Origin of the sequence: Parendozoicomonas sp. Alg238-R29 (assembly GCF_947331445.1) — a bacterium.
In the GTDB taxonomy this organism is placed as follows: domain Bacteria; phylum Pseudomonadota; class Gammaproteobacteria; order Pseudomonadales; family Endozoicomonadaceae; genus Sansalvadorimonas.
Map to the genome: position 1 here is coordinate 17,495 of NZ_CAMZOG010000012.1, position 16,767 is coordinate 34,261.

12 protein-coding genes are annotated in these 16,767 nt (G+C 47.8%); 3 read left to right on the forward strand and 9 right to left on the reverse strand.

Annotated features, from left to right (window positions below):
* Nucleotides 1–11: 11 nt before the first annotated feature.
* Complete coding sequence (locus QMA35_RS04920; protein WP_281646019.1) at nucleotides 12–5,423, reverse strand: transporter substrate-binding domain-containing protein; 5,412 nt, start codon at nucleotides 5,421–5,423, stop codon at nucleotides 12–14.
* A gap of 100 nt (nucleotides 5,424–5,523) precedes the next feature.
* Entirely contained in the window at nucleotides 5,524–6,642 is a 1,119-nt protein-coding gene (locus tag QMA35_RS04925; protein WP_281646020.1) for an enoyl-CoA hydratase/isomerase family protein, read from the reverse strand.
* A gap of 148 nt (nucleotides 6,643–6,790) precedes the next feature.
* On the opposite strand from QMA35_RS04925, the gene QMA35_RS04930 reads away from it, so the two are divergent.
* From QMA35_RS04930 to QMA35_RS04940, 3 genes are read left to right on the forward strand one after another with little or no spacing between them, the layout of a single operon-like run.
* The gene (locus tag QMA35_RS04930; protein ID WP_281646021.1) at nucleotides 6,791–7,174 is read left to right on the forward strand and encodes a hypothetical protein; all 384 of its coding nucleotides are present in this window, start codon (nucleotides 6,791–6,793) and stop codon (nucleotides 7,172–7,174) included.
* A 15-nt stretch (nucleotides 7,175–7,189) separates the two neighbouring features.
* Complete coding sequence (locus tag QMA35_RS04935; protein WP_281646022.1) at nucleotides 7,190–8,254, forward strand: DUF1521 domain-containing protein; 1,065 nt, start codon at nucleotides 7,190–7,192, stop codon at nucleotides 8,252–8,254.
* Nucleotides 8,254–8,562 (forward strand): hypothetical protein, encoded by a 309-nt coding sequence (locus QMA35_RS04940; protein WP_281646023.1) that lies wholly within the window; start codon nucleotides 8,254–8,256, stop codon nucleotides 8,560–8,562. The genes QMA35_RS04935 and QMA35_RS04940 overlap by 1 nt, the downstream gene beginning before the upstream one ends.
* Nucleotides 8,563–8,569: 7 nt before the next feature.
* On the opposite strand, the gene ung is transcribed toward QMA35_RS04940, so the two are convergent.
* The 7 genes from ung to thrC form a co-directional block, all read right to left on the reverse strand.
* A complete protein-coding gene (gene ung, locus QMA35_RS04945) occupies nucleotides 8,570–9,286 on the reverse strand; it encodes a uracil-DNA glycosylase (RefSeq protein ID WP_281646024.1) in 717 nt (238 codons plus the stop codon).
* Nucleotides 9,287–9,309: 23 nt separating this feature from the next.
* Nucleotides 9,310–9,618: a hypothetical protein gene (locus tag QMA35_RS04950; protein WP_281646025.1), complete on the reverse strand. Its 309-nt coding sequence runs from the start codon at nucleotides 9,616–9,618 to the stop codon at nucleotides 9,310–9,312.
* Nucleotides 9,619–9,679: 61 nt separating this feature from the next.
* Nucleotides 9,680–10,396: a TetR family transcriptional regulator gene (locus QMA35_RS04955; RefSeq protein WP_281646026.1), complete on the reverse strand. Its 717-nt coding sequence runs from the start codon at nucleotides 10,394–10,396 to the stop codon at nucleotides 9,680–9,682.
* A 113-nt stretch (nucleotides 10,397–10,509) separates the two neighbouring features.
* Nucleotides 10,510–12,057, reverse strand: coding sequence for a lysine--tRNA ligase (lysS, locus tag QMA35_RS04960; RefSeq protein ID WP_281646027.1), 1,548 nt, complete (start codon nucleotides 12,055–12,057; stop codon nucleotides 10,510–10,512).
* A 155-nt stretch (nucleotides 12,058–12,212) separates the two neighbouring features.
* Nucleotides 12,213–13,308 (reverse strand): peptide chain release factor 2 gene (gene prfB, locus QMA35_RS04965; RefSeq protein ID WP_281646028.1). Its coding sequence is split into 2 segments (ribosomal slippage): nucleotides 12,213–13,235 and nucleotides 13,237–13,308, totalling 1,095 coding nucleotides; the frame shifts between segments, so codons are not numbered across the junction.
* A 140-nt stretch (nucleotides 13,309–13,448) separates the two neighbouring features.
* Nucleotides 13,449–15,224 (reverse strand): single-stranded-DNA-specific exonuclease RecJ, encoded by a 1,776-nt coding sequence (gene recJ / locus QMA35_RS04970; RefSeq protein WP_281646029.1) that lies wholly within the window; start codon nucleotides 15,222–15,224, stop codon nucleotides 13,449–13,451.
* A gap of 131 nt (nucleotides 15,225–15,355) precedes the next feature.
* Entirely contained in the window at nucleotides 15,356–16,756 is a 1,401-nt protein-coding gene (gene thrC, locus QMA35_RS04975) for a threonine synthase (RefSeq protein ID WP_281646030.1), read from the reverse strand.
* Nucleotides 16,757–16,767 lie beyond the last annotated feature (11 nt).

Genomic DNA, 16,767 nt, shown 5'->3' on the forward strand with positions numbered 1-16,767 from the left:
ACTGAGCAGGTTTAAACCTGCTCAGTTAACCTCTCCCGCAACGAAGTAACTACTTTAGCCGCTGCCGCATAATCAAAGTTTTCAATACCCGACTGAATCTGTTCCAGCTGGTCATAACTACACTCAACCCTCAACAGCTGTTTTAACCGTTGAAATGTATCTACTGCTGCAATATCCCCCCCCATAAGCTCCGTATAGAGCTTTTGAGCAAGAGCAGCGGGGGACTGGTCACCAACATTTGATTCGACATCGTCAAAGCTCTGATTATCATCCGGTATGAGAATGCCATCCAACTCAGCCAAGACTTTATTCATTTCTGATAACAAAATATCCATTGTGCCCGCCAAGGGTTCAGCATCACTCGGCGTGTTAGTAGACAGTTTTTCTACCGCTGCAGCTGCCGCACTTAAAGCCTCCATACCCAGATTTCCTGCGACACTTTTGAGACTGTGAGCCTGGAAGCGCAATTCATCGATATCTCCCTGCCTCCAAACATTCTGAACAATGTCGCAAAAATCGCGATTTTCTTCTTTAAACCGACACAATAGCTGCCTGTAAAGCTTTTCATCTCCCATCAGGCGATTTACTCCCTGCTGCACATCCACACCAGGGATTTCCTTAATAGACTCCTGCACCTCAATTGGGGGATGCGTTTCATCATCGCCCTCTTTTCGGGTTGGAAGGTAACGGGCAATCATATTATGCAAACACTCGATCACCAGCGGCTTGGATATGTGGTCATTCATTCCTGCAGCAATACAACGATGCCTGTCTTCCACCATAGCGTGGGCAGTCATGGCGACAATCGGAAGACAGAAGCAGCCCGGTAACTGGCGGATAGCACGTGCGGCACTGTAACCATCCATCACCGGCATCTGAATATCCATAAACACCAGATCGAATTCTTCTTCTGAAACTTTCTCTACTGCCTTCTGACCATCATCTACAACAGTCACCTCTGCCCCCGTTTTCCTAAGCAGAGCAACAGCAACCTGTTGGTTTACTTCATTATCCTCCGCCAGAAGAATACGATTGCGCCCTTTAACGAGGTGGATGAATGTCTTATGTGACGCCTCAACAACCTTTGGTGTGTCAGCTATGCCAAACAGAACATCAAAACAGAAACGACTTCCCTGCCCTTCTGACGATTCAACACGGATATCTCCCCCCATAAGTTCAACCAGTCGTTTACAGATTGTCAGGCCTAGCCCAGTACCACCAAACCGGCGAGTTGTTGAACTGTCTACCTGAGAGAAGGACTGAAACAATACAGATAGTTTGTCTGCCGCAATACCGATACCGGTATCTCTCACCACAAAGGAGAGGCCGACTCGATTCCTCACGGGGTCACTGCTTCGCCGCCAGGCTGATCCAACGTTGATATCAACGGATACCAATCCTTCTGAAGTGAACTTTATACCGTTGAAAACCAGATTTAGAAGAATCTGGCCAAGCCTTAAAGAGTCACCTACCAGCCATTGCGGTACATCGTTATCACAGTGAATATGAAACTCGATCCCCTTGCTGCGAGCCTGAATTGAGGCCATTCCATAAAGGTTATCCAGGACCTTCGGCAAGTGGAAAGGCGCTTTCTCCAAAACCATTTTACCAGCTTCGATTTTTGAGAAATCCAGAATGTCGTTGATGATACCTAACAGAGTTTCTGCTGCGTTACAGACTTTGCCCACGTAATCTTTCTGTACAGGGTTCAGGTTTGTTTCCAGTGCCAGTTGACTCATCCCAACAATGGCATTCATGGGTGTGCGAATTTCATGGCTCATATTGGCCAGAAAATCACTCTTTGCCTGATTGGCCTTATCAGCAGCCTCCTTAGCATTTCGCAAGGCTTCTTCCTGAGCCTTTCTTTCGGAAACATTACGACAGCTGATAAACATAAACCCTTCGCCTTCATACTCCATGTAGTTCGCCGTTATTTCTACCGGGAACTGCTCCCCATCTCGGGTTTCATGGAGAGTGTCGTATGCACAGACTTCCATGCTCTTCAACTGCAACCAAAACTGTCGCCAACTCTTTTGAGTGAGCTCAGGGTTAATATCAACAACTGACTTTCCCATCAGCTCCTGTCGGGAATACCCAAGAGCCAGCGCCGCCGATTCATTTGCGTATTTATGAGAACCATCCTGACGTAGCCAGTGGATATAATCTCCAGAGCGATCCAGAGAAAAACGAGCCATGGCCAGCTCCCTTTCCCATTCTCTCTGTTCAGTAATATCAATAATTGTTCCTATAGCCCGGGTCGGGTTTCTCGTGGAATCCCTACTGATAACCTTGCCCTTCATCTTGATAGTGGCATAACTGCCATCACGACAACGCAAACGAAATATCAACTGAAAAGGCTGATCATTAGACTGAAAGATGCGCTGGAGATACTGAATCGTTATCGCTTTGTCATCAGGGTGGATCATTCGTCTCCAGGCTACCTCTGTCTCAGCAATATCACCCGGGCGATATCCCAGCATCGCTATGTAGCGTGCACTGTAATAAATGCGATTGTGGGTCACATCCCAATCCCACAGCCCGTCAGTAGCAGCATCCATTGCCAACTGATATCGTTCTTCACTGGTACGAAGAGCGTCTTCTGCCTGCGTGCGGGAATAGCTGATAGCCACCAGCTCACCAACCCGTCGCATCAGCATCACGTCATCAGCGCCCCAAACCCGATCATAGGTGCAAGCCTGAGCAAGAAAACCAATAACCTTACCAGCTTGAAGCATAGGGACATGTATAACCGAGTCGGCTCCAAGCTCATTCATAGCTTTAATAAAACCAGGAAAACTGTTATCCAGCTGGGAAACACGCACCTGACAGACACTGCCCAGTAATGGTGTTTCATAAAGATCCGTATAATCTGCACGGGTTAAAAGACGAAGCTGTTCTCCCCTATCCGCATTAACATCCTGGAAGCTACCAATCCAGGGCACAGATATACGTGTACCCGAATCGTCAATCATAACAACCCAGCTATAAAGGGAATGCTGGAAAGCCGTGAGGGTTTCAAGAGCTTCGTGAACAGCGTCATCCAGGGGGCAATCCATAAACTGCCGGGTTATAGTGCTGAGTATTCGGTCATTTTCCGAACGGGTTCGCAACATTCCTTCAACACGTTGACGCTCTGTCACTTCACGAAACAGTCTTCTGTTCCAGTAAACAAACATAATCAACACTACAAGAACTAAAGATGTCCCCAGAATCACTCCAGAAGAGACTCTCATTGTTACTCTTGGAATATTGATCCACTTATCTTTTATGGCCTGCTTTTCTTCCTCAGAAATAGCATTCAGCGCCTTATTTAAAATTCTTATAAAAACGGCATCATTCTTGGTTGTAGCCAACCTTAATGTTTGGCGCCCTCCAGTCTCTCCAGCAACTTTCAGATTGGTAATTTTCATACGATCAATCAAATAGCTGGCTGAGGATAAATTGGTAACGAATACATCAATTGAACCAACTGATAGTTTTGTCAGACCATCCGCGACGCTTTTGACTTCTTTCAAGACCACGCCTGGATAGATTTCAGACAAATATCTCTTTGTTTCGAAATCTTTTACAAACCCCAAATTGATACCTTGCAGATCGGTGTCGGGAGTAATCGTTGGAAAAGAATTACGGGCAATGGCAACCGAAGCAACATCCATAATTGACATTGAATATTCAATGTCAGCATTTGTACTGACCGCTTCCATTCTTAACACCGGGGAAAGTGCCGCGCTCTTATGAAACAATCGTCGCTTACTCTCCTCCCACCCCTGACTGTATTGGAAAGAGAATCGTACCCCCAGTTTTCTCTCAATAGCTTCCAGATAGTCAACAACCACTCCATCAAATTGGCGGTTGCCGCCAGTAAACGACAGCGGTGGCAAATCTGTTTCTACAACAACAGGGACAATAGGATTTGCGATTAACCATTGTTTCTCAGCTTCTGATAATCGAAGGGAGTCATCAGGCCCTCGATAAAAACGGTATCGACTATCCTCAATCCAGCGAGACTCAAGATCCACAAGTTCTTCGGGGGATATTTGACTGAAACCCTTTTCGATCAATGTTTTTAATTTGTCACGATCAGCATGTATCGCCGGGCTGAGATCTTCCTGAAATACACTATTGTTATCTCTGGCAATATTCTGCCGCAGTGAGGACTGTTTAAGAAGATGGTAAATCGATACATCTTCGGCAACAAAGGTTCTTATTGATCCATCAGATAAAGCGCGAACCATATCCAGATTTGAATCAAAGGGCACTAAAATCGTTTCAGGCAACCATTTTTCAACAAAACCAGCCTGGGTGGAACCATCAACAACCCCAACACGTTGCCCGCTGAATGAGTCATGCCCATCAACTGGACCAATATCTTTGTGGTAGTAAAATGTCGACGCTAGAACGTAAACCGGGTGCAAAAAACTGAGCCAGTCGTTTTGGCTCCCGGCTTTTGACATAGCGCCATAAACATCAGCTTCACCCGCTTTCAGAGCCTGCAGATTTTCTCTGTCAGCTCCTGCTTTAAAAACAACTGCTGTGTCTGTTTTTTTTGCCCAGCTACGCCAAAGGTCAACAAGCAATCCACTCGGCTCCCCAAGCGCATCCACAAACGACAAAGGAGGAGTATTATCATCAACGACTATAACAATCGGATCAGCATTATTATTTGGAGAAGTCAGTGAACGAATCGTATTAACCTGGCGCCCTTTCCCCCAGTTTGCCTCGTCACTTTGGGAGAAGCTGACCATCTGCTGTTGCAGTTCCGTGTTATCCACAGCAACTCTCACAGCGTAGTGCAAGTTCAAACGCTCAGATGGAACAGCCTTGAAATCATTGGTCAGACTACTCTCACCCAAAAAAACATCTGTGGAGTTCCGATTTCCAAAAATCCACTGAGCATTTCTGAGCAGAATGCTATTCCGCAACTCTTCTATGCTGGCAACTTCCAGCAGCTTCCATGAAGGGCGGTTCTTCTTAAGCCAGAATGCGGCCAACCCTCCTTTCCAGACAGCAATAGTGTCATCAGGTGACGGAGTATCACGTTGCAGGGTATTTGCTTTATAGGGCTCTATAGGAATGATCGTAAGAACTGTCTTCCCATGACAATCCCCTTCTTCACAAAAAGTTGCTTGAAGGTCACTCTCCCCCGAACTAACCGACTCTTTGGCCTGCTCTTCCGTGGCAAATACTCTCTGGTAAACCCTTTGGTTGTACTTATTGGTCCACCGTTGCCAGTAGCCATCCATGAGTTTCAGGGTAATTTCTATCTGGTCATCAGTTGCAATCAAACCACTGTTAAAAGCAACCCTGAGAGGAGGAGCCTCTTCAGCACCAAGCAGGCAGGAACACAGCAGAAGTGTCAGAAAAGCGAAATACTGAAAAAGGGACCTTGTACGACCAGCCCCAATTCTGCTCTTTTTTATCATCAGTACCACAGGCAGAATCAAAAGAATTGCAGGCTAGTGTATAAGAAACTTACAGCCTGCTGGTTTAATAGAGGTCAATAAACCAGCAGATGTTCTGGCTTTACATATCTTGCAAAGGGTGCTGTCCATCTGGCCAGTGGGAGGAGAAATAAGGCGAAAGATCCTCTATCTTCACTTCCTCAAGGCTCGCAGGCTGCCACGCTGGCGTACTACCGCGCTCCAAAAGAAGTGCTCTGACACCTTCAGCAAAGTTAGGCTCTCTCAGGCACCCCACAGCCATTCCCAGTTCCATCCGAAAAACATCAGCCAGAGACAAATGCCGAGCACGTTTGAGCTGCTCAAATACCAGTCTCGCCGTAAGCGGACACCCTTTTTCCAGAGAATCACCTGCTCGCTGCCACCACTCTCCATGTTGGCTTCTGATATTTTTCAAAACTTCGTCAGGTGTTTCTGCATCAGTAACACTTTGAATGCCTTCAAAGTGTTCCTGAATAGGTGAAGTCACTTTGGCTACGGATTGCTGCTTTTCCAATGCTCTGAGCAAGCCAGTCAGAGCCTGATGATTAGCCTGCCCAGAGTTCTGCCACTCCGTGCTCTTCATAAGATTCAGAACCTCTGGCAAAGAATCACTTTCAAGCAAGCGATCAGCCATACCACAGAACAGTGCGTCAGCACCATTTATCCGGGTTCCGGTCAGACCAAGAAACAAACCAGTACGCCCTGGCATTCTCCCGAGAATCCAGCTTCCGCCAACATCCGGGAACAACCCAATAGACACTTCCGGCATAGCCAATTTTGATGTGGGCGTAACAATACGGTGTGATGCGCCAGCCATCAGCCCGATACCTCCACCCATCACAATACCGCTGCCCCAACAGAGTACCGGCTTGGGAAATGTATGAATCAGGTGATCCAGCCGGTATTCCCGGGTGAAAAATGTCTCCCCATAAGGATTAGGACCAAAGTCACTTTCAATCACGGAAGCGTGAAGCTGGCGGATATCACCACCGGCACAAAATGCTTTTCCACCTGCTCCATCAAGAACAACGACAGCAACAGTCCTATCATTTTTCCACTGCTGAAACTGTTCATACAGAGCATCAATCATATCCAGCGTCAGAGCATTCAAGCTGCCCTGCGCATCCAGGGTAGCTCTTGCAATCTTGTGCCCGGATGCACTGAAATATTCCTGAAACTGAACTTGACAATTTTTTGTCATTTCCAAAACTTCTCCCCCTCTGCGGCAAACATGTGCCATTAGGCCAGTCACACAGTAGCCTTTCAAGGTCGGAACCGGCCACACCATTAAAGAGCTGCCTCAAAAACACGATAAATGATTGAGAATCCAAAACTGGAGCTGTAGGACAATGCCTGTTTCCTGCGAGATGAGTCGGGACAAGACCAAATCGAAGTCAGAGCTTCTTTGTGATCAGATTGATGTGATAATCCAGCAAGCCCAGAAGCAGGTCACTTCTTTTGAAAAAACCAAAGAAGAACTCGAGTTTGAGCCTGGCCTGCTTAAAAAAGCCATGAGCATGCAATTGGGTTCTGAAGAAGATATCAAGCAAGTCGCCTCCGAAATGAGGGATTGGAAGACGGAAGTCAAAACGGAAGTCAAATCCGCGGTCATGGCCAAGAAGCAAGAGCTGAAGCTTGAGCGTAAAGAGCGTCGCAAAAACCTCAAACAGCCTTTGGCGGAGAAGCAAGCCACAACCAAGCGCACAAAAAAGAAGCGCGGCGGTTTCATTTAATCAGGAGACAGTGGCATGAGTGGTATCCAGACTGGCGGTCAGAATATTGGAGGCATTCAGCAGGCGGGGCTGCAGGGTGTTGATCTTAATGACAAACACCTCAGTATCGGTGATCTGAATACACTGGTTATGCTGGAACGTTCGGAAATCCTGGACAAGCAGATCAGGGATCAGATCGGCATGGTGCATGAGAAGAACGAACAGATCCGTTCACTGAACCAGATTCAGTCCAAGCTCATGAACAACAGAACCACCACAACGGCTGTGAGCGAGAACACCTGGGCTGTGAATCATGACTCCAGCCCTAAAGAGATTGCATTGGATAACGGTTACAAGATCCAGATTCACGGAGCGGACGAAAGCTTCTCCATCGTCGATGCCAACGGTAACCAAACAAAAGTCTGGGGTGACCCACACGTAAGTGAGGGTGACCGTTCGGGCAACAAGAACTGGGACTTTCAGAAAGACGCAACATTCATGCTGGATGACGGCACCAAAATCACTGTAAAAACAAAGGCTCGCGGTGACAGCAAATTGGTTTTTGCTGATGAGCTGGTGATCACCAAGGGCAACCAATCTGTTCAGGTAACCGGTATAGAAGCCAACAAGCCCCAGATAGGAAAGCCTGACTTGAACGGTGCCCAACTGGATGCCGCAACCAACGATGGTTTCATGTTCCACATGGGCGATCAGGCCGATGACTGGCTATTCAACGGTGAAGAGATTACCGGAGACTTCAAAAACGTCACCGAAGGAAAGGCAGCCCTCAGCCACGAAGAAAAGACAGCGGCCTCCGAACAGACTCTCAGCAAGGTATTAACCCCTGAAGAGCAGGCACTGCTGGATAAACTGGGCATTACCGTTTACGACGCAAGTGGTGTGGGCATGCTGACACCGGAAGAGCTGACAAACCTTGGCGAGCAGCTCAAAAGCGCCAAAGAGACCCTGACCAGTACGTCCCAGCTAGACATGGTGCAGCTTCAGTCCCTGACCGGTAAGTATGAACAGACAAACTCACTTGCATCTCAGGTTATGAAGCAGCAGTACAGCCAAGCTAAGGAAATCATACGGAATATCTGATGGCAACCGAAGGCAAGGATATCAGAGACGTTCTCGCAGACAGCGACAAGCTGATCAAAACCGGCGAAAGCAGCCTCAAAAGAATGGAAAAGGTTCGCAAAGAACTTGGCTTAGAGGCTGGTGCCAGCAAGGAGTTTCTTGAACATATTCCGGCCAATGCCGAAGAACGCCAGAAAGCTCAAAAAGAACTCAAAGAATTTATGGATGGAGCTGACATCGAGCCCAACGAAGACCCAAAGGGCAATAAGAAAAAAAACAAGAAACGCAGTCGCCTTGCCAAAGCCATGAACAAAAAACTGCGCATCTAATTTCTTTTTAAGCCAGCACTGGCTGCCCACTTTCCTCGACAGCAACTTCACTTAATTGCCAGTTCACCGGTGTCTGATCGTGCTGAACCAGATACTCATTGGCACGGGAAAAAGGGCGACTACCAAAGAATCCCCGATAGGAGGACAGCGGCGAAGGATGTGGTGACTTGATCACGCAATGGCGAGAAGCATCAATGAAATTACCTTTACGCTGGGCATAACTGCCCCAAAGAATAAAAACCAAATTATCCCGGCTCTCATTCAACTCCCGAATAATTCGGTCGGTAAACTCTTCCCAACCTTGCCCCTGATGAGATGCCGCCTGCTTATGCTGAACAGATAACACAGCATTCAACATTAAAACCCCTTCACGAGCCCATTGCTCAAGGAAACCGTGCCTGACTGGTGGAATGCCAAGATCACTTTCCAACTCTTTATAGATGTTAATAAGGGAGGGTGGCGGCTGAACGCCCGGACGAACAGAGAAACTCAGACCATGGGCCTGGCCTGGACCGTGGTAAGGATCTTGTCCCAGAATCACAACCTTAACCGACTCGAAAGGCGTCAGTTCCATGGCCCGAAAGTATTCACAACCTTGGGGATAAATAACTTTCCCAGCTTGTTTTTCATTGACCAGAAAGGCTCGCAGACGCTGCATATAACCCTTTGAGAACTCATCACCAATACGATTTTTCCAGCTGTCTGCCAATCTGATATCAGGCATGCGTATCTCCAAGATAAATATACTTAATTTGAAATACAGGTCACCGGTCGTTTTTTCTGGTCCACAACCACTCCTGTAAGACTCTTTGAAACTTTATCCACAGCATCCATCACCAGATATCCCCGCTCACAACGGGCGACAAAACCTGCGGGCTTTGCAGAAATAGTCTGCGCAAGACCGGAAGTATTGGCAAGCAGGGAAAATTCGGAAACATATAAAGCGTCTTCAGCTTCAGAATGCTGAAGATAGCCGTTACTGTGAAGGACAAAAACAGTCCCAACAATCGAGAGGAGTGCAACAAGAATTAACTGGATATTGTTGTTTACTTTCATAAGGCCCTGCCTGAAATTATGCAGGGCCATTTTATATGAGTGTGGGACTAGCGGGAAATATCTACTGCCTTATAGGCTCTTCAAAAACGCCATGCAGCATATGTTGAAGACCACGCCCAATAAAGCCGCGAATAGAGGCCTCATCAAACTCACCAACAGGCTTCATCAACCCCTGATACTCTGCCGCGAAAATCAGCTCTGTCATAAGCGCCGAGTCAACATCAGGAGCCTTGGAACCAGCCTCAGAAAACATCTTTCTCAGGTCTGCATGCAGATACTCAGAGTGTTTACTGGCTATGGCTTTAAGGTTGTCGTTGCGCAAGCATTCCAAACGAAAGGCTTGCTCCGCCAGAAGATAATCCCGGTGCTCCAGCAACTGGGTTCGCAGGTACTCGACAACCAAGTCAAGAATACCAGCAATGATGACTGGACGCTTCTCGGACATATCTCTTAGTTGACGGAGGGCACCAACAAGGGTTTCCTCTGATTCACTCCAGAAGAAACGATACTTCTCAACCCCAACCTCAACAAACAGGGTAAAGGTATCTGTGATCAAATCAGAAATATCTTTGAAATAATATGTTGTAGCCGATAAAGGAACATCAGCTTCCTTAGCTACTGCCCGGTGCCGAACGCCCCGCACACCTTCTCGAACGACAATTCGCAATGCCGCTTCAAGAATAGCTCTGCGTCGCTGCTCACTACCCGCACGACTTGTTTTGCGCCCCTGATATTTCAGAGACGGCGCTTTTTCAGATGCTTCTTTGGTTGCTTCCATCGGAAAAGCCTTTGTTATGCTGTGGTGCCCGACCCCCGCACCTGGTCACCTGAGTACTTCATACCAGCCCTTCGTACAAGAAGGACTGGCAGATTCAATTTCTGTTACCTGCTTTATGCTTCAGGGCGCATATGAGGGAACAAAATCACATCACGAATCGACGGAGAATCAGTAAACAACATGGCCAAACGGTCAATACCAATACCTTCACCGGCAGTTGGTGGCAGACCGTATTCCAGTGCACGTACGTAGTCAGCATCGTAATGCATAGCTTCGTCGTCACCGGCATCTTTTTCGTTCACCTGCTGCATGAAGCGCTCATGCTGATCTTCCGGATCATTCAGCTCGGAGAAACCATTGGCCAGCTCACGACCACCAACAAAGAACTCAAAGCGGTCCGTTACGTGGTGGTTGTCATCATTACGACGAGCCAGCGGAGACACTTCAGCTGGATACTCTGTGATAAAGGTTGGTTGCATCAAACGATGTTCAGCAACCTCTTCAAAGATTTCGGTCTGAATCTTGCCCAGTCCCCAGGTTGGCTTCACTTCGATACCCAGATTTTTCGCGACAGCTTTCGCCTGTTCAAAGTCTGTTACCTGCTCCTCAGTCAGAGCCGGATTATAGTGCACAATAGACTCTACCATTGTCATGCGCACAAACGGCTTACCGAAGTCATACTCGTGAGCTTCAGTCACTTCACCATCGCTGTTGCGAACAGTGTTGGTGATCACTGTGGTGCCCAGAATATCCTGCGCTACAGTGCGCAGCATGTCTTCCGTCAGATCCATCAGATCCTTGTAGTCCGCGTAAGACTGGTAGAACTCCAGCATAGTGAACTCAGGATTATGACGAACAGACAAACCTTCGTTACGGAAGTTACGGTTAATTTCAAACACACGCTCAAAACCACCCACAACCAGACGCTTCAGGTACAGTTCGGGAGCGATACGCATGTACATATCGATATCCAGACTGTTGTGGTGAGTAACGAATGGACGAGCAGAAGCACCACCGGGAATCACCTGCAGCATGGGAGTTTCCACTTCCATGAAATCACGGTCTGCCAGGTAGCGACGGATACCTTCCACTAATTGAGAACGAACACGAAATACTTCCCGGGATTTTTCGTTGGTGATCAGGTCAACATAGCGCTGACGATAGCGCATTTCGATATCGGCCAGACCTTTGTGCTTCTCTGGCAGGGGGCGCAAAGCTTTGGTCAGCAGTTCGAAAGTTTCAATTTCTACGAACAGATCACCCTTGCCGGAGCGCTGCAGGTTACCGAAAATACCGATAATATCGCCAAGATCCAGAGTTTTGATCTCAGCCAGAACGTCTTTGTCCAGAGTCTTACGATTTACGTAAGCCTGGATACGGCCAGTCATATCCTGCAGAACCATGAAAGCGCCACGGTTCAGTACGATACGGCCAGCAACACTGGCACGTTTACCCGCAGCTTCCAAGTCTGGTTTGCTTAGGTCTTTGCACTCTTCCTGCAGGTTGGCAGCGTAGCTATCGCGACGGAAGGTGTTCGGGTAAGCATTGCGCTCTTTACGAATGGCTCCCAGTTTTTCACGACGCAGAGCAATCAGCTTGTTCTCATCCTGTTGTTCACTCTGTTGTTCACTGGAAACGTCAGTTACATTTTCGTTAGACATTGACTCAGACCTGAAATCACGAAGCGGGGCTGCGATGACAGCCCCGCTTCAGTAAATAAATTTCCCAATGGGCAACATATTAAGACGTCTTGGCATTGACTGCCATTACAACTCATACGTTATCCGATAACACAGCCGGCATTACAAAAGCCAGGTTACAGCCCCTGCTTGAGACTGGCCTCAATAAAGCGGTCAAGATCGCCATCCAGTACTGCCTGGGTATTCCGATTTTCTACACCGGTACGCAGATCTTTAATTCTGGAGTCATCCAATACGTAGGAGCGAATCTGACTGCCCCAACCAATATCAGCTTTGCTATCTTCCAGCGCCTGCGCCTCAGCATTGCGCTTCATCATTTCATGCTCATACAAACGAGCTTTCAGCTGTTGCATGGCTTTGTCTTTATTCTGGTGCTGGGAACGCTGATTCTGACACGCACACACAATGCCTGTCGGCTCGTGGGTAATACGTACAGCAGAATCAGTGGTGTTTACGTGCTGACCACCCGCGCCACTGGAGCGGTAGGTATCAATACGCAGATCCGCCGGGTTGATCTCGATCTCAATATTGTCATCAATCTCTGGAGATACAAATACAGAAGTAAACGACGTATGACGACGACCACTGGAGTCGAAAGGCGATTTACGCACCAAGCGATGCACGCCAGTTTCTGTGCGCAGCCAGCCAAAGGCATACTCACCAGAAAACTGTACAGTTGCAGATTTCAAACCTGCAACTTCACCAGCGGAAGCTTCAATGATTTCACATTTGAAACCTTTTGCTTCCCCCCAGCGCAAGTACATACGCAGCAACATGTTGGCCCAATCCTGCGCTTCCGTGCCACCAGAACCCGACTGGATGTCAAGATAAGCGTTATTAGGATCCATCTCACCGGCAAACATTCTGCGGAATTCCAGTTTCTCCAACTGTTCTTTCAGATTGCCAAGCTCAGAAACAACCTCATCGACGCCATCTTCATCATCTTCCTCTACGGCCATGTCCAACAACTCACGGGCGTCTTCCAGCCCTTGATCCATGGTATCGATGGTTTTTACAATGCCTTCCAGAGTCGAGCGCTCACGCCCCAAAGCCTGTGCATTGTCGGGGTTGTTCCATATCGCGGGATCTTCGAGTTCCCTTTCAACTTCTACCAGTCGTTCTTGCTTGCTGGCATAGTCAAAGGTACCCCCTAAGAACGTTCGTACGCTCCGTCATATCCTTGATATCATTCAGGATCGGATTAATTTCCATTGCTGCTTCCAGAAACTATGGGCGGGATTCTTGCGAATACCCTATTAGTAAAAAATTAAGAGCGTAAATCTACCAGATCGCAAACCTTGAAAAAATAGTCGATCTTTTCAACAACTGTTTTTTTTCGAAAAAGTCAGGACTTATACCGATTCAAGGTGTTCAACAACCAATTGCACACTGCGACGCCCCCGAAACTCATTAATATCCAATCGATAAACAAGCCTTACGGTCTGTACCGATGTGTCTGGCCAGGTCCGGGTATCAACATTAAAACAGATACCATCCACCCACTCCTCGCTCTGCTCAGGAACAACAACAATTTTCAGGTGCTTACCACCAACCAGTCGCTGATCTTTTAGCGTGAAGATTCCGTCAAACATCGGTTCGGGAAAGTTCTGCCCCCAAGGACCAGCGTCTCTCAACTGTTCTGCTGTTCCTAGATTGATGTCATCCTGGGACAAAGCGCCATCAGTATATAAAGAGGATTCCAGCTGCTCAGGCGTGAGCAACCGCCTTGCCTCCTGATCAAACGCCTCTGAGAACTGCTTGTAATCTTTTTCCAGAATTGACAACCCAGCGGCCATAGCATGCCCACCAAATTTAAGAATCAATCCAGGGTGGCGGGTAGACACAGCATCAAGAGCATCACGCACATGAAAACCAGGAATTGAGCGAGCCGAACCTTTGATTTCTCCCTCACCGCCCGGCGCAAAAGCAATAACAGGGCGGTGCATTCTTTCCTTTACCCGGGAAGCCAGAATACCAATAACTCCCTGATGCCAATCATCTTGAAACAGGCATACACCCCAAGGTACTGTCGAACCATTGGTATCTGCTTTCTCTTCCAGCTCCAGCTTGGCCAGATCGCGCAGCGCTTCCTCTTTCATGCTGTCTTCAATCTCGCGGCGCTCACGGTTTAACCCATCAAGCTGACTGGCCAAATGACGGGCATGAAGAGGGTCATCAGTAATCAGCAATTCAATACCGAGAGACATATCATCCAGCCGCCCAGCAGCATTGAGGCGGGGAGCCAGAGCAAAGCCCATATCAGAGGCAATCAGTCGAGAGGGCTCTCGCTTTGCTACTTCTGCCAAAGCCAAAATGCCAGGACGAGCACGCCCCACTCGAATACGGCCAATACCCTGATGTACCAAAATACGATTATTGGCATCGAGCCCCACAACATCAGCTACAGTTCCCAACGCGACAAGATCCAGAAATGAAGCCATATTCGGTTTGGGCCGGGATTGAAACCAGCCACGGCTATCCAGCACATTACGCAGTTCACAGAGCACATAAAAAATAACGCCAACGCCAGCAGTGCTTTTGCAGGGAAAGCTGCATCCCGGTTGATTGGGGTTCACAATCGCATCGGCTTCTGGCAGTTCATCTCCTGCCAGGTGATGATCTGTCACCAATACCTTCATACCAGCAGCTTTGGCAGCTTTTACGCCGTCGATACTGGAAATGCCGTTATCCACAGTGACCAGAAGGTCTGGGGATTTATGTTTAGCCACTTCGACAATAGCGGGAGACAACCCATAACCATACTCGAAACGATTAGGCACCAGAAAATCTACAAACATCGCCCCCATTGCCCGCAATGCCAGCACTCCCAGAGCAGAACTGGTTGCACCGTCAGCATCAAAGTCACCAACAATTAATATACGCTGCCCACCGGTAACCGCATCAGCCAGCAACCCAGCCGCTTTATTAATATCTTTCAGGCTTTGCCCACTCTCCAGAGATTGCAGATTCCGCTGCAACTCATCTTCACTACAGATGCCACGAGCACCATAGACACGCTGTAGAAGAGGAGATATATCATTAGAAAAATGCGTCGCTGCAGGATGAGATTCAACTTTGCGACGAACGATCGCAACGGATCGGGTGGTTACCGACGTGGTTACCGACATAGTGACAAGGTGTTCTCTGAAGTCATGGATGCCTCATCATACTAACACGCCCCTATTTAATTTCCCGAGCAGTTCAGAAGGACAAAAGGCGCGACTCAAGCAAGCCGCGCCTTTCAAAGAACACAGAAATATTAAAGGTTCAGAGTACTCTGAATGTAACCATGCAACCCTTTCATATCATCTTTCAAAACATCGTACTTTTCTGGTCTTTCATGGAGATCAGATAACCAAACCGGAAGCTCAGGTTCCCTAAGCCCAGCACGCACAATTGCCTCAGGGAATTTCACTGGATGTGCTGTAGCAAGAATCACAATCGGAGTTGCTACATCAACTGAACAAGTACGCGCTGCTTTCACGCCAATTGCAGTATGGGGGTCGAGCAGGTAACCACTGCAATCATCCGACACTTGTTTAATTGTTGATACAACATCTTCATCAGAGGAGCGATCACTATCAAACAGCACTTTCACCGCCTGCCAGCGATTATTATCGATAGATATAGACCCGGTTTTATCGAACGCTTCCATCATCAGTTTCAGCTGCTCGCCGTTGCGATCCTGAACATCAAACAACAACCGCTCAAAGTTACTGGATACCATAATATCCATACTGGGTGAGAGTGTGGGTGCCAGCTGTTCTTTGGAGTAACTGTTGTCAGCAAAGAAGCGATGCAAAATATCATTGCAGTTGGTTGCAACAATCAGTTTTTTAACCGGAAGCCCCATCTTCTTAGCGATATAGCCAGCAAAGATATCGCCAAAGTTGCCAGTTGGTACGGAGAAAGAGACTTCTTTCTCTGGTGCACCAAGAGACAGGGCTGCATAGAAGTAGTAAACCACCTGCGCCATAATCCGGGCCCAGTTAATGGAGTTCACCGCAACAAGACGACGTTTTTCACCTAAAAATGATTGATCGGCAAAACTGGCTTTCACTAACGCCTGGCAATCATCAAAGGTGCCTTCGATGGCAATATTGTGAACATTATCCGCCAACACTGTCGTCATCTGGCGACGCTGAACTTCTGAAACCCGGTTATGGGGATGCATGATAAAAATATCAACGTGCTCGCAGGCACGACACCCTTCGATAGCAGCAGAACCTGTATCACCAGATGTTGCACCAAGAATCACGGCTTTCTCATTACGGCGTCCAAGAGACTCATCAAGCAGCCTTCCCAAAAGCTGCAAAGCAAAATCCTTGAATGCCAGAGTTGGACCATGGAACAACTCCATTACCCACTCATTGGTACCCAGCTGGGTTAAAGGCGCAACAGCTTTGTGACGAAAAACCTTGTATGTGTCACCGACAATCTGCTGCAGCTTTGCTTCATTAAGAAAATCAGAAACAAAAGGACGAACAATCTCAACAGCCAGAGACGGATAGTCCAGTTCAGCCAGCTTTTTCATCTCTTCAGCCGAGTACTGAGGCAGTGACTCGGGAATATAGAGGCCACCGTCACTGGCCAGACCGGTTAGCATGACATCTTCAAAACCAAGTGCAGGAGCCTGCCCGCGGGTACTGATATATTTCATTATTATTTCCG